The 23,179-nt window shown below is 49.0% G+C and carries 20 protein-coding genes and 1 pseudogene; 12 read left to right on the top strand and 9 right to left on the bottom strand.

The window, feature by feature from the left end:
* Positions 1 to 6: 6 nt before the first annotated feature.
* From MJZ26_08325 to MJZ26_08310, 4 genes are read right to left on the bottom strand one after another with little or no spacing between them, the layout of a single operon-like run.
* Positions 7 to 648, bottom strand: a complete 642-nt coding sequence (locus MJZ26_08325; GenBank protein MCQ2105781.1) for a hypothetical protein — start codon at positions 646 to 648, stop codon at positions 7 to 9.
* Position 649: 1 nt separating this feature from the next.
* A complete protein-coding gene (locus MJZ26_08320; GenBank protein ID MCQ2105780.1) occupies positions 650 to 2,017 on the bottom strand; it encodes a hypothetical protein in 1,368 nt (455 codons plus the stop codon).
* Positions 2,014 to 3,324, bottom strand: a complete 1,311-nt coding sequence (locus MJZ26_08315; protein ID MCQ2105779.1) for a hypothetical protein — start codon at positions 3,322 to 3,324, stop codon at positions 2,014 to 2,016. Before MJZ26_08315 ends, MJZ26_08320 begins: the two co-directional genes overlap by 4 nt.
* A complete protein-coding gene (locus MJZ26_08310) occupies positions 3,324 to 3,962 on the bottom strand; it encodes a hypothetical protein (GenBank protein MCQ2105778.1) in 639 nt (212 codons plus the stop codon). The genes MJZ26_08315 and MJZ26_08310 overlap by 1 nt, the downstream gene beginning before the upstream one ends.
* Positions 3,963 to 4,042: 80 nt before the next feature.
* Here MJZ26_08310 and xseB point away from each other — a divergent pair, with 80 nt between their 5' ends.
* From xseB to MJZ26_08275, 7 genes are all read left to right on the top strand, one after another.
* On the top strand, positions 4,043 to 4,255 hold the full coding sequence (gene xseB / locus MJZ26_08305) for an exodeoxyribonuclease VII small subunit (protein MCQ2105777.1): 213 nt from the start codon (positions 4,043 to 4,045) through the stop codon (positions 4,253 to 4,255).
* Between the two features lie 32 nt (positions 4,256 to 4,287).
* On the top strand, positions 4,288 to 5,103 hold the full coding sequence (locus tag MJZ26_08300) for an ATP-binding cassette domain-containing protein (GenBank protein ID MCQ2105776.1): 816 nt from the start codon (positions 4,288 to 4,290) through the stop codon (positions 5,101 to 5,103).
* Between the two features lie 2 nt (positions 5,104 to 5,105).
* Positions 5,106 to 6,380 (top strand): TRAM domain-containing protein, encoded by a 1,275-nt coding sequence (locus MJZ26_08295; protein MCQ2105775.1) that lies wholly within the window; start codon positions 5,106 to 5,108, stop codon positions 6,378 to 6,380.
* Between the two features lie 80 nt (positions 6,381 to 6,460).
* Entirely contained in the window at positions 6,461 to 7,021 is a 561-nt protein-coding gene (locus MJZ26_08290) for a hypothetical protein (GenBank protein MCQ2105774.1), read from the top strand.
* Between the two features lie 22 nt (positions 7,022 to 7,043).
* Positions 7,044 to 7,478: a hypothetical protein gene (locus MJZ26_08285; GenBank protein MCQ2105773.1), complete on the top strand. Its 435-nt coding sequence runs from the start codon at positions 7,044 to 7,046 to the stop codon at positions 7,476 to 7,478.
* A 69-nt stretch (positions 7,479 to 7,547) separates the two neighbouring features.
* On the top strand, positions 7,548 to 8,465 hold the full coding sequence (locus tag MJZ26_08280; protein ID MCQ2105772.1) for a hypothetical protein: 918 nt from the start codon (positions 7,548 to 7,550) through the stop codon (positions 8,463 to 8,465).
* Positions 8,466 to 8,502: 37 nt separating this feature from the next.
* Positions 8,503 to 8,940, top strand: coding sequence for a hypothetical protein (locus MJZ26_08275; GenBank protein MCQ2105771.1), 438 nt, complete (start codon positions 8,503 to 8,505; stop codon positions 8,938 to 8,940).
* 46 nt (positions 8,941 to 8,986) lie between these two features.
* On the opposite strand, the gene MJZ26_08270 is transcribed toward MJZ26_08275, so the two are convergent.
* Positions 8,987 to 12,577 (bottom strand): hypothetical protein, encoded by a 3,591-nt coding sequence (locus MJZ26_08270; GenBank protein MCQ2105770.1) that lies wholly within the window; start codon positions 12,575 to 12,577, stop codon positions 8,987 to 8,989.
* A gap of 124 nt (positions 12,578 to 12,701) precedes the next feature.
* Positions 12,702 to 14,564 (bottom strand): annotated as a pseudogene (locus MJZ26_08265) (cellulase family glycosylhydrolase).
* A gap of 274 nt (positions 14,565 to 14,838) precedes the next feature.
* Between MJZ26_08265 and MJZ26_08260 the strand changes: the two are divergent.
* A complete protein-coding gene (locus MJZ26_08260; protein MCQ2105769.1) occupies positions 14,839 to 16,245 on the top strand; it encodes a nitroreductase family protein in 1,407 nt (468 codons plus the stop codon).
* Between the two features lie 56 nt (positions 16,246 to 16,301).
* On the opposite strand, the gene MJZ26_08255 is transcribed toward MJZ26_08260, so the two are convergent.
* Both MJZ26_08255 and MJZ26_08250 read right to left on the bottom strand, forming a co-directional pair.
* Positions 16,302 to 16,994, bottom strand: a complete 693-nt coding sequence (locus tag MJZ26_08255; protein MCQ2105768.1) for an LrgB family protein — start codon at positions 16,992 to 16,994, stop codon at positions 16,302 to 16,304.
* Positions 16,991 to 17,401, bottom strand: coding sequence for a CidA/LrgA family protein (locus MJZ26_08250; protein MCQ2105767.1), 411 nt, complete (start codon positions 17,399 to 17,401; stop codon positions 16,991 to 16,993). Before MJZ26_08250 ends, MJZ26_08255 begins: the two co-directional genes overlap by 4 nt.
* Positions 17,402 to 17,537: 136 nt before the next feature.
* Here MJZ26_08250 and fmt point away from each other — a divergent pair, with 136 nt between their 5' ends.
* Genes fmt through MJZ26_08230 form a run of 4 tightly spaced genes read left to right on the top strand, consistent with a single transcriptional unit; the run spans position 17,538 to position 22,064 of the window.
* Positions 17,538 to 18,488 (top strand): methionyl-tRNA formyltransferase, encoded by a 951-nt coding sequence (gene fmt / locus MJZ26_08245; GenBank protein MCQ2105766.1) that lies wholly within the window; start codon positions 17,538 to 17,540, stop codon positions 18,486 to 18,488.
* Positions 18,482 to 19,759, top strand: a complete 1,278-nt coding sequence (locus MJZ26_08240; protein ID MCQ2105765.1) for an RNA methyltransferase — start codon at positions 18,482 to 18,484, stop codon at positions 19,757 to 19,759. Before fmt ends, MJZ26_08240 begins: the two co-directional genes overlap by 7 nt.
* Positions 19,756 to 20,370, top strand: a complete 615-nt coding sequence (locus tag MJZ26_08235) for a hypothetical protein (protein MCQ2105764.1) — start codon at positions 19,756 to 19,758, stop codon at positions 20,368 to 20,370. Before MJZ26_08240 ends, MJZ26_08235 begins: the two co-directional genes overlap by 4 nt.
* Complete coding sequence (locus MJZ26_08230) at positions 20,370 to 22,064, top strand: hypothetical protein (protein MCQ2105763.1); 1,695 nt, start codon at positions 20,370 to 20,372, stop codon at positions 22,062 to 22,064. Before MJZ26_08235 ends, MJZ26_08230 begins: the two co-directional genes overlap by 1 nt.
* A 2-nt stretch (positions 22,065 to 22,066) precedes the next feature.
* Here MJZ26_08230 and MJZ26_08225 read toward each other — a convergent pair whose 3' ends face one another.
* Positions 22,067 to 23,170, bottom strand: a complete 1,104-nt coding sequence (locus MJZ26_08225; GenBank protein MCQ2105762.1) for an A/G-specific adenine glycosylase — start codon at positions 23,168 to 23,170, stop codon at positions 22,067 to 22,069.
* Positions 23,171 to 23,179: the final 9 nt, after the last annotated feature.

Below are 23,179 nucleotides of genomic sequence, written 5' to 3'. Positions count from 1 at the left end.
AAATGCCTAGAACGATAAAACGAACCCAATGGAAAGCATTGCTAGGCCTGTGATTGCGCCTGCAATGGCTGTTTTTTTAGCCAACTTTGCGTTGTCTTTGTAGTCTCTGAAATCTGATTGAGTCTGTTTTAGCTTATCTCCTGAAGATACGACCGTTTCTTCTATGTTCTTCTTGGCTTTATTTGCCTGGTCGATTTCGTAAAAGGTTATAAGACCTGCAGCACCACTAACAACGAAGGGAATTATGGAAGAAAGCATTATCTTATGGCCAAAGGATCTGCGGCTTCGCTTGGATAGTTCTCGATTCTGGTCCTCGATGACCGACGACTCATAAACAGGAGTCATGGATACAATGAGATAGGACGTGTCCTTTGGAGACAAGGCTACATAGATGGAGGTATCTCTAAATTCGGGCTTGAAGAGAGAAATAAGGACTCGTCCGTTTTCAAGGTCGTTGTCGGAAATCTCAATGAAGGAAGGTGACCTGTAGTTTGGAAGGTCGCTGTGATCAGGGTGAATGTTGCCGAGGTATATGTCGGTCTTCCCGGGAATGGTGGAAACGTGTAGAACTCTCTTGGGTTCTTCAGCTAGGCAGAACGCGGTAAGGCTCAGTAATATCAACAAGACGATTCTTGCGCAAAATCTCATGCTAGTAGTCCTCCTTTGGGAAAGGACCGTCTAGAAAAACTGAGTCTCTGGTTGCGTGAATGTTCCAATAGACATCGGGTAGTTTGTTTCTTGCGTAGTCCTCGCCCTGTATGGTGACGCGGCATAAGGATGCGCAAGGCGTAGAAAAGCGCAGGTATGGCTGCTGATAGGAATACTTCAGTGTGTCGTTCCCGTATAGGATCTTGAACTTGTTGGGGTTGATTCCTGATCCGTCATCGTATACGTTGAATGTGAGACCGGATTGAATTCTATTGGCGGTTGAATATGGTGCAATCTGGGGGATGTCCTTGTCTACCATGATTACGGGGGGAGTAACAAGGATTGTGCTTGGAGGAACGTCAACGGTGAGTGATTCCGGCCTGTATTCCTGTCGATAGGTCTCGTTGATGATAATGCGCAGGCCTGATTGGGGTTTTACCTTTGCAGAAATTGTATCCGAAGGCAGAGTGTTATAAAGGAATTGCAGAGTGTCACCTTGAGCAGAAAGCAGGATGATTTTCGTAAGAATGACGCTGTTGTCCCTGTAGTTAGAAAGTTCAAGGGGAATCTTTACGGTGGAATATTTCTCGTCAAAGGTTTTGGTCGAGAAATGATGGATTTCTGTGGAGTCGCGGTATTCTCGGCCACTTTCGCTGGACGTGATCAGCTTGACGGCCCAGTAGGTGGTGAAACTGGTGTCCTTGAGATTTACGCCCTTTTTTACAAGAGATGCGGAATCTCCGATTAACGATCCATTCAGGTAAACCTGGTCGTTACAATCTACGGATCCGATTTCGCTGGACCAAACATCCTTATAGGAGTCGGACATGTATACGACACAGGTGTTACGCTCCCATTCGTCTGTGCCGATGATGTCCCATCGTAGAGGCAATCGCTGGGTTGATGTAGGCTCTGCCTGGTTATAACCATTGTAAGGAAAGTTGATGGAAACCCTGTTTGGATTGTTGACGTAGATGTCTAGGTCTGTATGGATTGTGTCTCCCAGCAGATCTACGGTTTCAAGGTATCCGTACTTGTGGCCCGGTTGTGAAAAAGTGTGCCTTAGGTTGTTTATGTTGTAGTATTCCCCGTCGATGTTCCACAATATGCTTTTGACGTAGTTGGACAAGATGTCATCTGTGTGAATCTCTCCGTTGACGGCGATACCCGCAATAAACTTGATTGTTTGGCCAAGTTCAACGTACACGTTGGTGGTGGGCGGGAAGTAAATTCCTATGTCATCGTTAAAGTGCTCGGGTACTGCGTATACCTGTTGCTTGATGATGGATACGTCGGATTCATCCAGGTAGTGACTATCTCCACAGGCCAGGAGAAGTAGGGCAAAAAGCAGGGCTATAGGGCTTTTCACTGTATTACCTCCGGCAAGGTGGAGTTTGGACGTAGGAAGAATGTGCGGGTTGTCTTATTGCCGCTCATATCCAATGTGGTGACAATGAGAGTTCTTGTGCTCCAGGACTGATTCAGGGCTGCCCCTATCGAGTTCAGAGGAACAACAAGAGTGTCGTTGTCAAGGAATATTTCTGGAATGACGATGGATTCTAGACGAACGCTGATTCTAGATGAGAGAACCTTTCCGCCGCCGTCCTTTACGATGAACTTCAAGGTGTCAGCGATATCCAGGGAATCGTTGTTGCTGACGTGTCTTATGGCGGTCTTGACATTGTCGATGAGACGAATCGTGTCTAACAAGGTTAGCTTGTTATTGATAACTTTGGCATGGGTGGAAACTTCCCCAAAGTCTGGATAAGAATCTAGGGAAACCTTCAATAGGTAATCTCCAGGAACCAGGGGCGCAATGCTAAAAAATGCCTGGCCGAATCCGGATGATTCCTGAATTTTATCAACAACGGTCTGTTCCAGGGAGTCCTGGAGAATCAGGTGATACTTGAGTCCGACTTCGTTGGAGGAGGCTGCAAGATTCCCTTGAACCCCGCCTTCTCCTGCATAACCTGCTGTAAACAGTGTTCCGTAGACGGTGTCCCGAGATGACTGATTTAGTTCATTGGAGGCGCTTACAACCCATTGATACTTGGTAAGAGGCTTTAATTCGCCAAGGTAAGAAAAGTTTGTTTTAGTGATGACAGTATCTACCAGGATTTTTGAAGAGTCCTGGCCGGCAGAACTGGCTTCCTGTAGCTTGAAATGGTAGAACACATCCCAAAGGCTGTCTGGGTCGTCTGCAGTCCAGGCAAAGCTTATGATGTCGTTAGGGGAAAATTCCTGCGAGTTGTTTGCGGGAATAATGTTTTCTGTGACTAGACTAGGCGGAGTTGCAACGTAAAGATGCAATGTGTCGCTGAGGGTGTCTCCAAAATAGTCGACAAATACGAAGGCTATTTTATGACTTCCCGGTTCAGTAACGGTGTTCTTGAAACTATACTCGTTGGCAAAGGGCTTGCCGTCAAGAGTCCAGTAGTATCTCGTCCTTCGAATAGACTTGGACGGATAAATTTCTGTAAGGAAAATGAGAGAATCCCCAGGACAGATTGTTGCAGTCTTGTTTCTGGTGTAGGCGGTGTCAAAGGATTCAGTCATGAAGGCATCTATGCTGATATCCCTTGCGTCATTTTCGTCAAAGAGATAATCGTCGGAATTTACGCATCCTAGGAAAACGGCTGGAATCAGCATGGCCAAAAGGAGCAGAACTGTTTTCATCAGTTGTTCTCCTTGGGTGCGATAACGTAGAAACTTTGAGTTCGGGTACTATCCATGTCACCGTATGCATCGGTAACGATGACCTTGAATAGGTGTTTTCCTTTGCCAAAGCCTGATTGCTTAATGCTGGTTATATCGTCTAGTTCATAGTGAACTCCATCCAGTACTAATGTGTGGCTCAGATGGTCTATGTAGTCAGGGTCAAAGGATTTCCATTGGAATTGGATTGGGGTGTCCCTGCTTGCAACAATGGTGTCTCCATCGGCGGGAACGGTTTTTGGACTCAAGGTAGGTGGTGCGTTTACGATCAGTCGTATACGTTGGCCAATCTTGTTTCCTTCTTTGTCGACAATGACCAGACTGTCTGGTACAAAGGGGTACTCCTTGATGTAAATGAGGTAGGTGGATCCGCTGTCAAGAATTTCGCCTCCGTTTATCCAGTAGAACTGAAGGTCTTTTTGTGCTTTTTGCGGATGGACCTTCGCAACGATGGCTGCGGAGTCATTGGAATTAATCTTGAAATAGGTGGAGTCCTTTTTTCCGTACTGTTCAACGAAAATGCTTACGGAGGTCACCAGGGAACTGGTGTCGGGGTCGCTTGGTATATCTAGACAGCCCCAAAGTAGACACCCTGCCAAAAGAAGGGGCCCGAGCTTAAACAGTCTGCAAATGTGGTCTCGAATAAAACTCACTTCCATAAATGTACTATATTCTGGCTATGAGTCAGGAAAACTTTGAATACAAAAACGCCATGGATCGATTGGAAAGCATCCTTGAACGTATCGATAACTCGGAAATGGAAATTGACGAGCTTGCCGGACAGGTTCAGGAAGCGACGGAATTGCTTCGTAAGTGCCGTCAAATTCTGCTGAAAACCGAGAAGAATGTCCAAGAAGCGCTGTCTAGTCTTGATGGAGAGGTTGACCAGTAGGCAAATGTCCTGCCGGGTATCCCCAAGTCACTATGGAATGTGTTGACAAAGAAAATTTGCCCTTTGCCTTGGAAGTGGATCACCTTTCGGTGAAGTTTCCCGTTCGAGGTGGCGTATTCAGCAAAATCAAGAGTTATTTTACCGCTGTAGACGATGTGTCCTTTAAGCTTCCTCAGGGAAAAATCCTGAGTGTTGTAGGAGAGTCCGGCTGTGGAAAGTCTTCACTGGTTAAAGCCTTGGTTGGCTTGAATCCTATAGCGGGTGGGCAGATTAAGCTGTTTGGAGAACCTGTCCGAAATGGTCTGGTGGGTAAGAACCGCCGTGTGTCCGATGTGATGCAGATGATTTTCCAGGACCCCTTTAGCAGCTTGAATCCGCGGCAGACCGTGGGTGAAATCCTGACGGCTCCGGTAACAGCCCGCGGAGTAAGCTTTGATGTAGCGCAGGAACGTGCTAAGAAACTGTTGGAACGAGTTTCTATTCCTGCTGGAGCATTGGACAAGTTTCCCCATGAATTTTCCGGCGGCCAGCGACAGCGTCTGTGTATTGCCCGTAGCTTGATGGTGGAACCCAAGGTGCTCTTGTGCGACGAAGTGACCAGCGCCCTGGATGTTTCTGTCCAGGCGCAGATTCTCCATCTCCTGGACGACTTGCGTAATGACTTGGGCCTATCCATTGTGTTTATCAGTCATGACATGCAAGTTGTTCGCGCCCTAAGTGACGAAGTCCTGGTGATGTATTTTGGCAAGGTTGTTGAACGAGGTCTTGCCGATGATGTGCTTGTCAATCCAAAACACGAATACACCCAGAAACTTCTGGCTAGTGTCCCGACTATAAGACGTGCTTAAGTATGGCTGATTATCGAAAGAGATTTTCCCGAAAGCCGGTAGCGGCAGCCCCTAAGGAATACACCCTGCGTATTGAAAAGATGGTGCAGGGGGGCGATGGGCTTGCCCGTTTGGAAGATGGTCGAGTGTGCTTTGTTTCTGGCGCATTGCCGGGAGAACTTTGTAAGGTTCGTTTGACTTTCCAGAAGAAGGATTTTACCAAGGGCCGTTGTATCGATGTCTTAGAACCGAGTGCAGACCGTGTTAAACCGCGCTGCCCTTTGTATGGCAAGTGTGGTGGTTGCAGCCTGCAGCACCTGGATCCTGAGAAACAGGTGAAGTACATGGAACAGGTGGAACGCGAAAACTTCAAGCGTCTGGCCCATGCTGAGCTGCCGCTGGATTTCAAGATCCATCATGGTTCTCCCTGGGGCTATCGTAATCGCGCCCGTGTGGTTGCCATGTTCGGCAAGCCCCTCGATGGCGAACCGCCCATGGTTCGTTTTGCTTTCCGCGAGCAGGAAAGTAACGATGTCATTCCCTTTAAGAACTGCCCGGTTTTGACAGATTCCCTCAACAAGTTCCTGCAGGAATCTGCTCGTGAAGCTTTTGTAAGGTCTTTTCAAGACAGGATGCCTCCTCGAGAGATTGATGTCAACATCTTTGACAATGGCAAGGGGGAAGTTTCTTTCTTCTATCGGGGAATGAACTCTACTGCATTCAAGGAGTGCGCAAATTCCGTGGTGGAAATTGCTGGAAAGAAAATTAGGTCCGACGCCTCGGTCTTTTTCCAGAGCAATCTGGGGCTCCTTCCTGAACTTGTGGAGTCTGTGCGTAAGGCGGTAGACGAGGGCTTGGCAAATGGCGAAGCAAACGATGAATGGCTGATAGACCTCTTTAGCGGAGTCGGGTTCTTTGCGTCCATTTTGCAGGACAAGTTTAAGCGAATCACTACGGTGGAACGTGAGGATGGATGTCTTCGACATGCCAAGATAAATCTTGAAGGCAAGGCGGAAAACGTTTCCGCTCCCGCAGAAGAATGGCTTGTAGAGAACGTTGTGGATACTCCGGCGACTCTGATTGTTGACCCGCCTCGAACTGGTCTTCCCAAGGAGGCTCTGGACGCCATTGTTGCAAGCTCGGTCAACCGTTTGATTTATGTTTCCTGCGACCCGGTTACATTGGCTAGGGATTACGCAAAATTTGCTGCCGCGGGATTTTCCTTAAAGCATGCGGAGGGCTTTGCCTTCTATCCTCAAACTCCTCACTTGGAAATGTTGTTTGTTCTAAGTCGCTAAGAGGCCTTCATAACCTCAGTTTTTGATGTGTTAACTCTATTTAACCTGGGGTTTTGCTAATTTGAAAAAACGGAGGTCTTATGAAAAGATTTTTTGTTGCTCTGTTGATGCTTGCTGCAGTTTCTTTTGCGGCAAGTCCGGCTTCTAGCAAGAATATGGCCGTTGGCGGCTGGCTTCAGGGTGGAAATCACGGTGAACACGCCGGTCTTGATTTCCAGATGCGTGCCGGAGATGCGAACGTGTGGGATATCTATGCTCATTTGTACTTGAGCAACGGAGATAATTCCCTTGGTGCCTACATCGGTTACTATTGGAACTTCTTTCTGAACATGCCCAGTGATATTGGCCGTATGGGTTTCTATGCCGGTCCTGCAGGTGGTATTGGCTGGTGGGACGAAGAATGGTATCATGACAAATTTAAAACGGACTGGGATGAAGGTGGCCTTGCCATTAGAGCAGGTGTCGTAGGTGGTTTCCAGTGGGAATTCCCTGTTATTCCGCTTCAACTCTTTCTCGAATTGAATCCGGTTGGGGAACTTCATTTTGTCTGGTGGGATGATGACGCTGGCCATGATGATTCCGAAGTGCAGTGGAAGCTTCCGGATTTCTATTTCCGCATAGGTCTGCGATTCTGGTTTTAATTAGATGGGTATAGGGTTTAACATGAAAAAGATCTTTTTGTCTATTGTTTCTGTTGCTGCATTCCTTATCGGTTGTTCTTCTGAGGAACCTTCCATAGTTTGCGGCCGTGACTGGAATCCCGGTTCCTCGGTTGTAGCAGATACCACCAGTGAATTTGACTTGGCTGACCAGTTGATTGTCCAGCTCAAGTATGGCCGTAGTTTTGACTTTACCAAGCTGAAGACTTCCTTTTACGAAGGCTCCTTGGCAAATAAGGGCAAGGAACTTTGGTCTCATGAGGTTTCTGTGTCCGAGAAAAATGATTCCTATACGCTGCAAGGTAAATCCAAGCACGGAGGTTTGATGACAGCTCGCGAAATGTGCCGTCAGAGACAGCCGGGTTCTGTGGTTATAGAATTCAGCGCCGATGGAAAGGTAATTGCCCAGAAGGAAATTTCCCTGGTCAAGACCCGCTAACTTTTTGTTGGTCTTTTTGTATTTTGAAAAATACGATTTTCTGTAGATTTTAATGGGACGGTCTTAGTTATGCTTAAAAAGATTGCTGCTTTTTCATTTCCGTTTTTAATGCTTGCCGGTTGCTCCTCTGATGAAGTAACCGTTAGCTACAAGGTTTCCGAACCGACAACGGTAAAAGTTGTTGAAAACGGTTTCTTCTCCACTATTGATGAACAGGGGGAAGAACGCGTGGGTACGGAAGTAAAAGTGTTTACGGAGATGACCTATTCCAACGCAGGTGATACCATTAAGGCTCATCGTAAGTATGTGATGAACGATTCCCGTGGGTACCTTAAGAATTACATGCCGTCGGAATTGGCTTGGCGAGTTCAGTCTGTGGACTTGGCTGCAATTGATCGTGAAGTTCTGAGCATTGACGGACTTCTTGAAGGTTATGATTCCCTGGTTGAAAAAACTCCCATGCCTAAGAAGTGGAAGGAAGAACTGCTGAATCCTGAGTTCAAGCCTCACTTGAAGCGACTTGAAAAACAGCGCTGGGAAATGGAACATCTGCTTTCGGGTACAGTTCCTACCAAGGGAAACATTACCCAGTTGCTAAAGGACCAGGGCCGTTTAAACTATGCCTTGATCAAGATTGATTCCGTGGTGGTGAAGGGCTTTGAAAACAGAGACCATAGACGTTGCCTCGACTACGTAGTCTACATGCAGGACACCGAACATTTCCCCTATTACATTTGGGAGCAACATGTCAATAGCAATATTGTTCCTGAAAAGTATAAGCATTATAATACTGGTTTGAAGGGCGAATACATTACAGCGTACGAAGTGATGGTTGAACCCAAGACGGGTATTCCTTGCATTGTCCATATTTCCAAGCAGGGAACTCATACGATGGTAAATCCGGCAACAAAGGATACCGCAACGTTTAAGAGCCTGATTACCCTGGAACAGCTCTACGAGTTGAAAAAGCCGGGTGATGAGGAATAGAGTTAATCCATTGAACTCCGTTTTGACGAGATCACATATGTCTTCAAAGTTTCTTTTTGCGATTTCTTTTGCCGCGATGACCTTGGCGGGATGTGCGACTCATCCGTCTCCTCAGCAGACTATGGTAGACGATCGCTATCTGGTGTACCGCCAAACCTATAGCGCCTATAAGGAAGCCGAAGAAAACTATCTGAATCTGCTGTTCAATATCGAGCGAATGCCCGAGGAAGAAGAACTGTGGATGATGAAACGAGACCGTATGCTGGAACTGAGTCAGTTGAAGGAACTCATGCTTAATGCCCGCGCGGAACTGGATGAGGCTATGCGTCAATGGGAAATGCATCTGACCGATATTCAGGCAGATTTAAAACGCTCCCAGATGAAAGTGTACAATCCCAATTTTACGGGAGTAGATGGACAGAGAACCAGTCCTGGCCAATTGCTTCCTGGAGAAGCAAAAGCTATCAAGAAGTAAAAAAAAAGCCGCGTGTTCGCGGCTTTTCTTTTGTTCAGTAAATAGCTTACTGCCAGGTATTGGCAAAGCCCATTCCGATGGCAAACTTGATTCTGGTGGGGGCTGCCGCTTCGGGAATGATGGGCAGGTCTATGGGGGTAAGTTTCTTTCCGCCCTTCAAGTTGTCGTCTTCTCCAATGCGGCTAAGACCTCTTGCCAACGTAAGGCTGATGTCGAAGGGAATGCTGTAGAACAGTTTGTTGCTCCAGCGGAGGCTAAAACCAACATCCCTGTCCCAGAATCGATGGTCGGTAAGCTTGTCGCTGTCGATCCACTTGCCGGTCCATGCTGCACCGATCTGTGCGAACAAATCAAAGTAGAAACTACGTGTGCTGAAGATCCAGGCGGATTTACGCCAGTCGTCGTAGATGGGGAAGAGGTAATGGACTTCAGCCATGGCGGTCTTGGTTCCGGCCAAGGTGTAGTCTTCTGAACTGCGAAGATAGGGGTAGCCTTCCAGGAACAGGGGGCTGTAGTAATAGGAGTCCAGCGTGTCTTCCTTGGCGTCGGTATCCCACTTGATGATGCCGCTAAGTTTACCGCCGGCGGCTAGACGGGCGCCGGTCCAGGGACTCTGAAGACTTCCGTAGAGGTTGACGCCGACTTCGTTGATGTTGAAGTTTCTGTACTTGGGCTTGATGGAGCCGCTGGATGTTACGGTGAAGCTTTCGGAGAAGGTTCCCGGACGGTAAAGGTCGCTGTTGGCGTACTGGTAGTAGAGCAAAAGCCCGTTGCCTTGGCCGCTGATTCCTGTTCCGCCTTCACCTTCCTGGTCGCCATAAAGACCCAGGGCAATCATGGCGCTGAGACGCTTTTGGTAGGTCCATTCGAACTGGTCTTCGTAAAGATTGAAGTTGGCCCAGTCATAACCTACAGCGACCTGCAGGGTATCGATTGTCTTGAAAATGCTGTAGCCGGCTGTACCGACGATCGATTGCATGGGGATGGCGTAATTGCTTGTGCCGATGCTGTCGCCCCCATGAGCTCTGACGTCTTCGTAACGAACGGTATCTCTACTAGTGTAGTTTGCGTAGGTATAGGAAACGCCAAAGTCTAACGGAGTACTGTGGTTTTCCCAGGAGACGAAGAATTCCTTTTCCTGTTCGGGGTTCAAGCCAGAACTGTTGATGTAGTCGAATCCTGCTCCCAGTTCCAGCAATAATCCCATTTGTACGGTATTCTTCTTGAGAGGATCGCTAAGAACAACTGCGAGGCCAGCCTTTGTCTTGAGCTTGCCTTCGCCGAATACGGTCAGGTCAGGTGCATTTTCGTTAAACACCAGCATGGGGACAAATAGGGGTACATTGGGAATTGGCTTGTAATCTTCTTCAATTCCGCCGAGTTCACGATCCTGAAGTTCAAGAGGTTTCTTTACGCGCTTGGGAAGTGTGCCATGGAGGACGATTTCCCGGGTACCTTCCTTCGGGGTAATCGTTCTTGTGGTGTCCTGAATCTTGATGGTGCTGTCACGGTGTGCGACGGATGGAACAGAAATGCAATCTTTTTGAATAAGGAGTAAACTGTCCTTGGCTGTGGAGTCTGCCAGGAGGTTCTTTTCTGCAAAATAGGTTTCCGGAGAAGTTGAATCTGCGGAAACAGAATCAGCGGAAAGGGAATCTGCAGGATTTTGCTCCGTGCAGTTGGCCCACGTGGTATCTGCAATCTGGATTACTGAATCACGTTCTGTCACAGAAATTGTCGTGTCTGCGCTGGCGGGAATAAAGATGCTGTAGGCCAGCTTGTACAGGGAGAATCCGTCCTTGTCGTAATTAGTATAGTAAAGGGTGTCTCCTGCAAGAACCGGGGTAAAAGCGCCGCCTACTACGTTTGTCAGGGGATGCTCGATGCCTGAACTTAGGCTCTTTTCAACCAGGTTGAAAATGCCGTTCCTGTTGCTTGCAAAGACAATTTTGTCGTTATCAAGCCAGTTTACGTCTCGTTCGTCATAGTCCGGATTGCTTACGGTCTTGAATCCGCTACCGTCCGCATTGATAACCGCAATACCGCGAATTTCGTTGTCGAAATAGCTGAATGCGATTCGCTTTCCGTCGGGGCTGAACTTGGGACTATAAATGTTGTAGTAGTTGAATTTTTCGTCTGGGACGTAGATGTCCTCGGGATCTTCGACGGCGTAATCCTTCAAGTCGGAGGGAAACTTTGCCTTGCTCAAGATAAAGCGTGTTGTTCCCTGGGGACGGCGCACAAATACGACGGATTTGCCCGTAGGGTCGATAACGGGGTAGACTGCGTCCGCCAGGTAGGTAACGGTAGTCTCGTTCTTGTTTGTGTCTGCAATGGCGATGTCAAAATGGGCGTGTCCATCGCGGTCGCGATTCTGGTAGGTAACGTAGGCCAGCATAGGGCCGCGGGAGGAGTCTTCGTAGACGTCGATGCCCTTGTCGAACCAAGCCTTCTTGGCCTTAAAGCCGGTTTTTGCGTAGTCGCCGATATTGATTGTGCTGTCTGCGCCCTCTATGTCGACTTCGCCGACTTCGACGTTGCCGGTTTCTGTGCTGTCAGTCTTGGAGGAATCCTTTGCCAGGGAGTCCGGGGTGACACTGGTTGAGTCTTCCAGCGGCATCTTGAAAAGGCTTCCGTCAAACCAGGCTCCACCGAAGTTGGATATGCCGTAGATATTCTTTCCTGCAACTACAGGAAAGTCTTGCCAGTAGGCGTCTGCAGTAAGCTTGGTTCCTTCGACAAGTTCACCCAGGGAATCCTTTTGCGCCTGGTAGGCTTCGGTGATTTCCTTTTTCCAGTTGTCGTAAAGTTCCTGTTCCCCGATGCCGAGTACTGCTCTCATGGCTCCGTCCAGGGTCATGCGGTGGTACTTGGAAAGGTTTGCCCAAATCTTGGGAACAGCGTCTTCGCCGTAGTGCTTGTCTATGTAAAGCACAAGGGAGAAACCTTGTGTGTAGGGCCCCAGTTCAGACAGCAGGGAATTGTCCGCGAAGTCGTGCATGTATTCAAGAGACATGAGACTGTCGTTCAGTGTTGCAATTCTCAATAGCATGTCGCGGTGACTGTCCCAACCGTCAAAACCCATGCGGCTGGATTCGTACTGGGCAGTACCTTCTGCAAGCCAGAGGGGCTGCATGGTGAATGGCAACAGTGAAACGAAATCGCTGGTGGTGCGTTCGTTGTAGTAGTCCGTGTAGCTTACCTGCAATCCGTATACGTGGGGATTGACCTTGCTGCCGCTTTCGATACTGACAAGATGGCTGAATTCGTGAGTGACCACATCGGTAAGCCACCCATGACTGCTTCGAACCTTGAAATCCCAGTTGGTGAGCCAAAGGTTAAGGGCGTTCTCGCTGGGAACGGCACTGCCATTACTGTACAGGGCGTTGTTTAAAGTGACGTTGACGCGACCGGCTAAACCTTTCTGGTAACGACTTACAACGCTGTCGTAAACGGCTTCTGCATAGGCGGATGCCTTGGATGCGTGGTCTGTGTATTCAGCAGGGTAATGGAACTGGAAATGTTCCGTTCCCGCCGTTTTCCAACGGATGTCGCTTTGGTTACCGTAAAACTGAACTGCAAACGTGGCAGAGGCGCAGAAAGCGGTTGCGGCAATGATCTTTTTCAGGTTCTTCAAAATTCAATCCAATGGGTCGTTTATTCTGCTACAAGATACAAAAAATGCCGTCTCCAAAAGGAAACGGCATGTTCATAATCACGATGGTTATGATACTTAGACCAGATATAGTATCGAGTCTAGGTTACTTAGCTTCGGTAAGCTTCATGGCTTCGGCCAAGCCTTCATAGAGCTTGCCGTCGTTGTCTACAACGGAGAAGCCGCCGGTGTAGCCCCAGTGAGTCCAAGGAATCTGCAGGGTGTCGCAGATTTCTGCCATGGCCTTGTAGTAGTTCAGCACGGATTCTGCGTCAGACTTGTCGCGGAGGGCGCCGAATTCGTTGATAATCACAGGAACGTTGTTTGTAACAGCCCATTCCTTGGCCTTGAGTACAGACTGGAGAATGGCTTCCTTGCTACCGGTCTTGTAGTACTGCTTGATGGCACCAAGAACCTTGCTCTTGTTGGCTGCGCTAACGCCGAAGTCAGCGGAGTATTCAGACCACTTTTCAACGCTGTAGGGGAACGGAATGTTCTTGACTGCTGCGTAATCGGTCCAGGAACCGCCCTGGTGAGTGAACACGAAGGGTTCGTAGGTGTGGATTACGTAGATGATGTTGTCGTCGGTGAACGGAGTACGCTTGGCGAGGAGGCTCATGGAGTACCACTGAGCATCACCGAAGAGGATGGAGTGCTTCTTGTTCACTTCGCGGATTGCGTCGATCATGGCCTGGGCTGCAACAGTCCACTGGGCTGCGGTAACCTTGCCAGCGCTCATGTCCGGTTCGTTCAGCAATTCGAAGAAGATGTCTTCGCGTTCGCTTGTGGCGAAATGTTCTGCAACGTGCTTCCATACGCCAGCCATCATCTTGATGTAGGTGGAGTCGTCTGCAGATTCCTTGTTGTAGCTGTTGTCATATTCATGGTAGTCGATGTCGAAGGACATGCCGTTTTCCTTGGTCCACTTGTCGAAGGAGTCGAGAACCAGGAACAGGGTGTCGTCATCGAATTCCAGCTTGTCGGCCTTACCTGCAAGGAAGTCCTTCTTGTTGGTCACGTAGAGGTCCAGGTCGATGGGGAGACGCAGGGACTTGAATCCGTAACCGGCGAGAAGTTTGATGTCGTCTTCGCCGAATTCAAACTTCTTGAACTTGCCATCGGCATTTTCCAGCCAGTTGGTGAAGTTTACACCCTTGTTCAGGTACTTCATGGCCTTTTCCTGCAGCGGGTTGCTGATGGTAATGTCGCCAATGGTGACTTCAGGAATGACTGGTTCATTCTTGGTCAGGTCGGCAACGTCTGCGGGGAGAGCGTCTTCGTCAAGGAAGGCGATGTTGTCAATGATGAGGGAACCGGTGGTAACCTTGGAACCGCCCTTGATATGGAAGCTAATCTGATTGATGTTAGCCTTGTCGAAGGGAACAGCTGTACCCCAGCCTTCCTGGGACAGGTCGCGGAACTTAACATCGACGCACTTCCATGCGCTGGTGGATGCCGGCATCACAGAGCCGTGAACATCGTAGTCGGTTACATCGGAAGTTTCGACGCGAACGGTGTGCTTGCCACCCATGTAGCAATAGTGAATGCCGCCAATCTTGGAGAAATCTTCTGCGCTGATGGCGACGCCAAGTGCTACGTACGGGTCGTAGGGGTAATCGCCCTTATCCAAGGTGTAATTTACCTGGAAACCGTAATTGGAATTGTAACCACCAGGAACGGCTACGGGGTAGCCTTCTTCGCCAACAGCAGTTTCAATCACGGAAGCGCCACCGTTGGTCTGGTCGTCGTAGGTGAACCAGCCGTTACCCTGTGCGGTTTCGCCGTTGCCGTCTTCAAAGTCGTCAATCAGAATGCCCTTGGGAGCAAACTCTTCAATGACACCCGGAGTTACGTCCGGATTTGTTCCCGGAGTGACGTTAGAAGGATCGTCGGGTGTGGCTGCGGTGGAGTCACCGGGGACAACTGCAGTAGAGTCGCTGGGTGTAGTCGCAGTGGAGTCACTGGGAAGGTCGGGATTCTCAATGGGGTCCTTGGTGGTGCCGCTGCTGGAGTCATCGCCGCAAGCGGTTGCCAGCAGTGCAAAAGAGGCCACTGCGGACAGGGCCACTACAGATTTGATTTTGGAGTTAATATTCATTACAACCTCATTTTAACCTTTAGTCCTATAATCTAATCTTTAAAAAATCATAAAAAGTATATTTTTTCGCTAATTTTGACATTTGCTGTACTAAATGGTGGCGTATTTTGCGTAGAAAATACTTATATATTTAGTACTGTTTTCCATGAACTTCTATTCCGAAACATACCACGAGTCGATCAAGTACGCATCAAAGGCTGTTGCGGACCCCATTGTGCTTCATTGGGAAAATCAAAAAATCGCCGATAGACGTTATAAGGGCTGTGATCGGATCGATGTCCATGAAGGAGAAATTCCCGGTTATGGCTTTGTTTCGGGTGACGGAATAAAGCCCGTTGGCGTTTATGTGATTTTGCGTGGAAGAAGTTTTCCAGATGGCGTATATGCCTTTGATGGAAATTCGCAGTCGTCCCTGCCCGGAGTAGTGGGACAGTTGGTGAAAATCGGCGGCAAGGATGAAATGAAGAAGATTGCTGCCGCATTCCCCGATAAGGATTTTGTTCTGGATACTCCGATTCTATACATTTTTACAGGAATTCTGGAACGAGCTGTTTGGCGTTACAAGGAATCTGCCTATTCCCAGGTGCAGCGTGATGTTGGCGCCTGCGTGGGTAGTGTGCTTCTGCATGCAAAGTCGAAGGGCGGAAAGTCCTTTGCACTCGGTGGTTTCGTTGACGACGATGTTTCTGTAGCCTTGAAACTGGGAGCGACTGAAGTTCCCTTGGCAGCTCTGGCGGTTTTTCCAGAATATTGTGAAGTTGCCTATAATTCCGTAGATGATGGTGTAGGTGAAGCAGCTTATTCCAACCGCAGTGAAATGGATGTGATGACTGGTGTTTCCATGGATTTGTTTGCTAATTACGATGCGCTGGCTCGTTATCCGTCGCGCTTCATGAAACAATGCCATGGGGAGTGCATTACAGACCTGAGTCGCTGTATTCGAGTTAGGCGTTTGGCGACTCAGGCATTGCCCGGTGACGAATTCCCCCTGACTCCCGCCAAGTTTTCCAATGAATCCTATTTTAGCCGTTTGGCGGAATTGGGTACGGCAAATTTGAAGCATGTGCCCTTCAGAAAATCCAGCATGGATCTAGATGATTTTTCCAGTTTTATGCGCTGGCTGGAATTAGGACAAATTAATCTTTTTGGCGCAGGTCTTTTGAAAATCTGGTTGGTGACCTTTGACGTGATGTTCGTGTACCCTGGCGTGTACCGCTATGTGCCTGTGCGCAAGTCCATTTACATGCAGTCTGGCCAGGTGATGATGAAAAAGTTTGCCAAGTGCCATGCCGCCGCCGAAGAGGCTGATGGCGCCGCCTTTGCTGTGCTGCTCACCGCCGACCTGAAGGAAGCCTGCAACTTGCTGGGCGAACGAGCCTACCGCTACTTGAATTTGAATGCGGGATACATTCTGCAATCTCTGCACTTGTCTGGACGAGTGTTGAACAAGACCGTTCGCAGCCCTCATTTCTTTTTCGAGGACGACCTGAAAAAGCTCTGCAACATTCCCGAAGGGGAGTCTGTTATTTCCGAAATCCTTGTGGGGAAGTAGATTCCGATGTCATTCTGAGCGGTGCCGCAAGGTGAAGCGAATGAATCCAGGGATGGTTATGCAATCGCTTGCAATAGAATCGGTGCCACCACGGCGGTAAAGATGCCGGCGATGCCGATGGCCAGGGAACTCATGGCGCCTTGGGTTTCTCCGATTTCCATGGCGCGAGTGGTGCCTAGGGCGTGGCTCGCGGTACCGATGGCGATACCTTGGGCAACCTTGTGCTTAATGCGGAAGAACTTGCAAACCACAGAGGCGGTGACGGCGCCGGTAATTCCTGTAATCACGATGGAAATAATGGTAATGCTGGGAATGCCGCCAATCTGTTCGGAAACTACAGAGCCCATGGGAATGGTGATGGACTTTGGAACCAAGGAAAGCATCAAGGTTTCGCTAAGACCTACCAATTTAGAGGTTGCCACCACACAACAAATGGAGGTGAGGCTACCGACGGCGATGCCTGCCAAAATCGGGAGCCAGTGCTTTTTGAGGTTGCCCAGCTGCCTGTACAAGGGAACTGCCAAAACCACGGTGGCGGGGCCAAGCATCATGGAAATGTAGTCGCCGCCTACCTTGTAGCTGTCGTAGCTGATTCCCGTAATCATCAGGAATCCCACAATGAGAATGAGGCCGATGAGCAGCGGGTTCAAGATAGAGTACTTGAATTTCTTGTTCAGAGCCACGCCCACTTCGAAGGCGGCCAAGGTCAGAAAAATTCCGAACAGGGGCGAGTTGATGATGGTGTTCATTTCTTCCCCCTAGTGGCTTGCTTCATCTCTTCATCTTCAAGTTGTTCGATGTTCAGACGCTTTTCTTGACGGCCAATGAGAAACTGCGTGGTAAGGCCGGTGGCTGCCAAGCTGATGAGCGTCAGCACAATGCAAAGAAGGAGTAGGGTGGGCCACTGGCTGAGAATGTCGTCGCCAACGGTCATAATGGCGATGCTTGGCGGCAAGAAGAAAAGTGCCAGATGGTTCAAGAAGAAACTGGAAACGCCGGAAACCTGTTCCGGTTTAAGAATTTTAGTACAAAGTAATATAAGGAGCAGAACCATGCCGAGAATGTTACCCGGAATAGGAATGCCAACCACTCGGTTCAGAAATTCGCCTGCCAGGCAAATGACGAAAATTACGGCAATTTGAAGAGGTATTCTCATAGCGGCCCAAATATAAAAGTTATTGGTTAAAGGAACAAGGGTAAAAGAGAAATATGGTGATGTTGCCGCGGTTATATCTGCTAGCGGCTAAGGGCTCTTGGCTGATAATCCTGCTTTAATTGCTATATTCCTACATATGAAAATTGTATTTATGGGTACGCCGGAATTTGCGGCTTGTTTCTTGAAGCACTTGAAAGAAAGTGACTTCGCTGATGTAGTTGGTGTTGTAACTCAGCCGGATCGCCCCGCTGGTCGTGGCCGCGTGCTGACTCCGCCGCCTGTGAAGAGCCTGGCTCTGGAATATGGCTTGCCGGTGCTGCAGCCTGTGGACTTGAAGGCCCCGGAATTTGAAGAAGAACTCCGCGCCTTTGGTGCAGATCTTTTTGTGGTGGTGGCTTACTCCATCTTGCCCAAGAACATTCTTGGTGTTGCCAAGTTTGGTGCCGTGAATGTTCACGGCAGTATGTTGCCGAAGTACCGCGGTGCCGCTCCTGTGCAACGCGCTATTGCCGACGGCCTGCCTGCTACTGGCGTTACCGTTTTCCGCCTGGACGAAAAGATGGACCACGGTCCTATTCTTGCCCAGCGCGTGATTCCCATCGACCATCAGGATACTACTGCAAGCCTGCTTGAAAAGATGGTGGCTCCCGGTTGTGAAGCTTTGGATGATGCCATCAACCAGCTGATTACCGGCACCGAAAAGGATTTGACCCAGGATCACGCCCAGGCATCTGGCGCTCCCAAGCTGAAGAAGGAAGAAGGTCTCATTGACTTTAGCCTGTCTGCTCTTACCATCCATAACCGCATCCGCGCCTTCAATCCGTGGCCCGGTGGATACGGCAAATTGGGTGGCCGCATGGTTTATCTCCGCGTTACCGATGTGGTGGGCGTAGGGGAATGCAAGGCTCCCGCAGGCGTTGGCACTCTCACCGTCGGTGCAGTCGCCTTCAAGGACAAGCGTTTCTTTGTGGGTACAGGTGAAGGTCTTCTGGAAGTGATTGAAATCCAGGCCGAAGGCAAGAAGCCTATGCCCGTAGCTGACTTTATGCGTGGCATCCAGAATCACGAGGGACTTGCATTTTGCTAAACGAAGTCAAGGATCAGCTTAAGGAACGTCGCGACGCCTATCGTGTCTTGATGCAGTGGGTAGACGAAGGTGCTTTCATCAAGGATAGCGGGCTTTCTCCCTTTGCTATGGAAATTGCATTGGGCGTCTGCCGCCGCCATCTTTATCTGGATTATTTCATCAAGACTCTGACCAAGAAGAAACCCCTTCTGGAACTCCAGATGATTATGGAAATGGGTCTCTTCCAGATGTTCTTTATGAGCGTTCCTGATTACGCCGCCATTAGTACCTGCGCAAATCTTGCAAAGCTGGTGGGCTTTGGTGATGGCGCCGTCCGCTTGGTCAACGGTGTACTGAATGCCGCCAAGAAATCGGGTGTCCCCCAGATGCCGCCCCAGCGTGTTCGTCGAATCTCTGTAGAGAACTCTGTGCCAGAATGGCTTGTACGCCGTTGGTTTGACGTGTATGGCGCCGATACCGCAGAACTGCTTGCCAAGCGAACCTTGGAACGGCCGGTGGAGTGGCTGCGTGTAAACCTGAAGAAAACTTCTGCGCCTAAACTTGCTCAAAAGCTGGGCTTTGAAAACGCCTCCATCTTGTACGATCGTTACATTCAGGTTCCCGCTGATGCAAAGCTGAAGGCTGTCCTAGAATCTGATTCCTTTGCAAAGGGCGAGTTCAGCCTGCAGAATCCTTCTGCCTACGAGGTGGTAAGACTGCTGGACTTAAAGTCCGACCTTCGCGTGTGGGATGCCTGTGCTGCGCCTGGAGGCAAGTCGGCCCTCATGGCTGAAATGGATCCCTCCCTGGATATTTACGCCAGCGATGTCTCTGCAAATCGCCTTGACAAGATGAAGGACTTGGCGGATCGTCTTGGACTGATGAATATTCGCACGGCATGTGTAGACGTACTGAACCTGGATCAGGCCTCGGGCCTCGAGCAGGGAACCTTCTTCGACCGCATTCTTCTTGATGTGCCCTGCAGCAATATGGGTGTCATAGCTCGTCGCCCGGAAGCGATTTACCGCTTGTCCCTGGAATCCATCAAGGAACTGGCAGAACTTCAGTACAGGATTTTGGAAGGTGCTGCAACCCGTTTGAAGAAAACGCCGGATGCCCGCCTGGTTTATGCAACCTGTAGTCCGGATCCTGTGGAAACTACGCAGGTCATTGCAAAGTTCCTGAAGGCCCATCCGGAATTTGAAAAGGCTGGCGATGCCGTTCTCCCTGGCAACATGGATTCCCGTTTTGATGGATTCTTTGCACAGGCTCTAGTGAGAAAGACGTTATGAAAAAACTAAAACACTTTGCCATTGCAATCCTTTGCTTTGCTTCGTTGGTTTTCGCACAGGATTCACTGCAAACGTCGGTGTCGAAACATCCTGCAGATTGGGCATTTGCCAATGGTTTTGTATCTGTTGAAGCGGGTGAGATATATCCTTTTGGTGATCTCATTGACGCTGTAGACAACTCCGCTTATGTCGGCTTGGGCTTTCGCTACGCCTATTGGGAAAATGTAGATGGAATAGTCAAGTTTGAGTATTCCTACTTCGAACCCGTTCCTAAGACGAAACTCTATGGAGTCCATCAGTTCTCAGGAAAGGTTGGCCTAGATTTTAGGTGGACGTACATAAGTCCTGTAATATTCGGTGCTGGATTTACCTGTAACTGGACTCGAGCAGATGTCCGTGAGGGGAAAACTCTTAATTTCGAAAAGGATCTTGGAGGCACCTTGGCGGACAACGAAACTGAATTTGGTTGGTTTGCCCGCTTGAATCTGCCCATCTGGAAAACCGAAAATTATCGCGTTGGTCTTAACGTTCTTTGGGAAGAACTTTGGACCTTGCCGGAACGTTCTGACATGTTGAATGTCGGTGTATATGTTGAAAGGAGGATTTGGTAATGAAAAAATCCTTGATTCTATTCGCCTTGGCGGCATGTACATCCCTGGCTTCCGCTCAGGTAGTTGAAGAAATGGAAGGCATGGGCTATGAAACCCGTGCAGATGGTACGTTCCTGATTGGTGGACCGACCTTTGTATACGATCGTATTTTAGGCGCAGGCGGAATTCATTCGGAAAGCGAATTGTGGAATCCGTCGAAGCTTCGCGATCGCCTGCTTTTTAACCGGATGTCAGTAACCCCTTCTTGGACACCGCTGGAAGCAGGCGTCTGGATGAAAACAGGTAATGAACTGGGTGACTTGATTTATCAGGACTTTGTTACTCCTGAAGACCGACCTGCCAATCGAACTCCGATTCTTGAAGCCGGCTTTAGGACTCCTGTGGTAAAGGGATTCTGGGCCACAGCACGTCTTTTCCAGGATGACCATTTTTCTTCTGCCGCATATGGACCTCGAGTTCGTATGGTTGATGATAGTTTCAGTTTCTTTGGTGAAAACTGGCCCTTGTTCAGCTCTGCCTATGGTGGGCTAGGTTACACGAATTCTCTTGTGAATGCGTCTGTCTTGGCAGGAGAGGAATATATTTGGGTGTATTCCGAAACATCCCGCTGGATTCCGATTCACTATAAGCCTCGCGTTGAAGCACGTGTCGACGTAGGTAACCTGTCTGTCACGGCGGTTTATGAGGATGCTGAATACCAGAATGTTCCTAAGAAGGAACAGGGCAGTCGCAAGGAAGTTAGTGGATCCATTTACTACAAGTGTGGCGAAGCCTGCAAGAAAGGCATGCTTCAATTATCTGCGGGCTTAGCCTTTAGGGCTGTAGATGATTCTGGTACAGTTTATACGGAACTGGAAGATGATAGAGTGTTCCTGCCTTTCATGGAACTTCGCGTACAGCCGGTAAAACGCTTGACTGCCGATGTCATGTTTGCTGTAAATGAAAGGGACTGGCTTGTTCAGGATAGTGTCCAATTCCATATACCAGTCCCCAAGGACATGGCTGCTGTTGTGGGTGTAAAGAATATTTCAGGAACCCGAATGAATCCCATTGCAGACACAAGGGAGTTTTATGGGGAACGATCCATAGACTTGGTTGCCGATGGTCAGATGAATTTAATCCAAGGCTACGCTGGACTTGTTGACACCCTTGGAGACAATGTAAGTATTGGCGTTCGTGGATCCTATTGGGCTGAGTATGGCGCAGAAACTTTTGATCCGGATGCCTTTGGTAATGAAGAGGGCATGAGGACGAGATATGGGGATGCGTCTAGAATCAACACCTGGATCAAGGGCATTACAGGTGAGCTTAGTTTCGATGCGTGGTATGGAAGATTCTTTGACTTTGAAGCCTCAGCAGGCTTTGAACACATTGACGGCCCCGTGCGTCGTTTCGAAGTTACGCCCGCTGAATATTTTGTTGGCTTTGCCGGCAACTGGCTGATTAATGAAACCTTCAAGATTAGTCATTCCGTGCATTACCGCAGTGATGCAGAATGGAATCTTAGAACTATTGGCCCCATGGTGGCCAAGGGTGGCTGGTTCTGGGATGCGTCCTTTGAACAGCAGTTCCCCAAGTATGGTATTTACCTGACGGGAACGCTGATGCACGCACTTGGCGATGAAATGATTGAAGTTCCCAATGGCGGCTTTGATCGTTTCCGCTTTATTTGTGGAGCAAAGAAAACCTTCTAGGCCTAATGCTTAAAAACGCAGTCTAAGGCTTTAAGGCAAAAGCTATTGGCGAAGATCTCTGAGGTCTTCGCTTTCTTTATCCATTGAAACTTGCCATTTGTTCTGCTTGGTATGACTGCGCGTTTTGCAGAAGTTTGCAGCAGAATGTGCATAACGGAACAGTCCATTTTATGAATGGTGATGTTATGCTTGAAGGAACCGTGACTGGTGACCTCTGCAACCTGGTCTGCGTTGACATAATCTTCTGCCTGTGCGGGGAGACCTGTCGACGCATTTCGAGACGTTTCGAAATGAGGAAGGGAAAGCTGGTTCTTGAAAAATTTTTGGCCACCGTGTACAGCAAGAATATGACCGTCGGCACTTTCTATGACGAGAACTGTTCCGTGCCAGTCCTTATGAACATGTATTTTTGAAGGGGGATAGTCGGCTGTTTTCCCGAGGCTAAATGCCTTGCAACTCTTGCGGAGGGGGCAGGAATCGCATTGAGGATTCTTGATTTTGCAAACTGTTCTGCCCAGTTCCATCAACGCCTCGTTATGCATGTAGGCCTTCGGTGAATCTGCTACTGCCTGGGCATATTCCCAGTAGGTTTGCGCGCAGTTCTTGTCTTGGGTGGGGAGAAAATCCAATGCGTAGAATCTTGAAAAAATACGAACCAAATTGCCGTCAAGAATGGCTTCGGGCTTATGGTAGGCAAGGCTGAGGATTGCGCCTGCTGTATAGGCGCCAATGCCAGGCAGTGCTTCCAGTTCTTTTCGGGAAGAAGGCATTTTTGCGGGATTGCATCCGCTTTCGCGGACCAAACCGTTTACAATTTGCGCTGTCTTGAGGATGTTGCGAGCGCGGCTATAGTAACCCAGTCCCTGCCAGTATTTAAAGACTTCTTCCTCACTCGCCGCAGCTAATGTCTCAATGTCCGGGAATCGCTTCATCCAGCGTATGTAGTAATCCCGAACGGTGGAAACCTGCGTCTGTTGCAGCATGGTTTCGCTAATCCATACGGCGTAGGGATCTCTCGGGGCGTCCAGATCGGGCAAACGCCACGGTAGTTCCGCAGCGTTTTTCTTGAACCATTCCCGTAGGGATTTTAGTATGGTTGCGTCCATGAGAGATGA

This window comes from Fibrobacter sp. (assembly GCA_024398965.1).
Taxonomy (GTDB): Bacteria; Fibrobacterota; Fibrobacteria; order Fibrobacterales; family Fibrobacteraceae; genus Fibrobacter.
Note: the sequence above shows the minus strand (reverse complement) of the source record. Positions and strands in the feature narration are given on the sequence as shown.

Coding starts and splice junctions, on each gene's coding strand:
- fmt (MCQ2105766.1), top strand. CDS start 17,538: ATGAAAATTGTATTTATGGGTACGCCGGAATTTGCGGCTTGTTTCTTG.
- MJZ26_08285 (MCQ2105773.1), top strand. CDS start 7,044: ATGAAAAAGATCTTTTTGTCTATTGTTTCTGTTGCTGCATTCCTTATC.
- MJZ26_08225 (MCQ2105762.1), bottom strand. CDS start 23,170: ATGGACGCAACCATACTAAAATCCCTACGGGAATGGTTCAAGAAAAAC.
- MJZ26_08300 (MCQ2105776.1), top strand. CDS start 4,288: ATGGAATGTGTTGACAAAGAAAATTTGCCCTTTGCCTTGGAAGTGGAT.
- MJZ26_08280 (MCQ2105772.1), top strand. CDS start 7,548: ATGCTTAAAAAGATTGCTGCTTTTTCATTTCCGTTTTTAATGCTTGCC.
- MJZ26_08255 (MCQ2105768.1), bottom strand. CDS start 16,994: ATGAACACCATCATCAACTCGCCCCTGTTCGGAATTTTTCTGACCTTG.
- MJZ26_08325 (MCQ2105781.1), bottom strand. CDS start 648: ATGAGATTTTGCGCAAGAATCGTCTTGTTGATATTACTGAGCCTTACC.
- xseB (MCQ2105777.1), top strand. CDS start 4,043: ATGAGTCAGGAAAACTTTGAATACAAAAACGCCATGGATCGATTGGAA.
- MJZ26_08260 (MCQ2105769.1), top strand. CDS start 14,839: ATGAACTTCTATTCCGAAACATACCACGAGTCGATCAAGTACGCATCA.
- MJZ26_08315 (MCQ2105779.1), bottom strand. CDS start 3,324: ATGAAAACAGTTCTGCTCCTTTTGGCCATGCTGATTCCAGCCGTTTTC.
- MJZ26_08275 (MCQ2105771.1), top strand. CDS start 8,503: ATGTCTTCAAAGTTTCTTTTTGCGATTTCTTTTGCCGCGATGACCTTG.
- MJZ26_08235 (MCQ2105764.1), top strand. CDS start 19,756: ATGAAAAAACTAAAACACTTTGCCATTGCAATCCTTTGCTTTGCTTCG.
- MJZ26_08295 (MCQ2105775.1), top strand. CDS start 5,106: ATGGCTGATTATCGAAAGAGATTTTCCCGAAAGCCGGTAGCGGCAGCC.
- MJZ26_08250 (MCQ2105767.1), bottom strand. CDS start 17,401: ATGAGAATACCTCTTCAAATTGCCGTAATTTTCGTCATTTGCCTGGCA.
- MJZ26_08290 (MCQ2105774.1), top strand. CDS start 6,461: ATGAAAAGATTTTTTGTTGCTCTGTTGATGCTTGCTGCAGTTTCTTTT.
- MJZ26_08230 (MCQ2105763.1), top strand. CDS start 20,370: ATGAAAAAATCCTTGATTCTATTCGCCTTGGCGGCATGTACATCCCTG.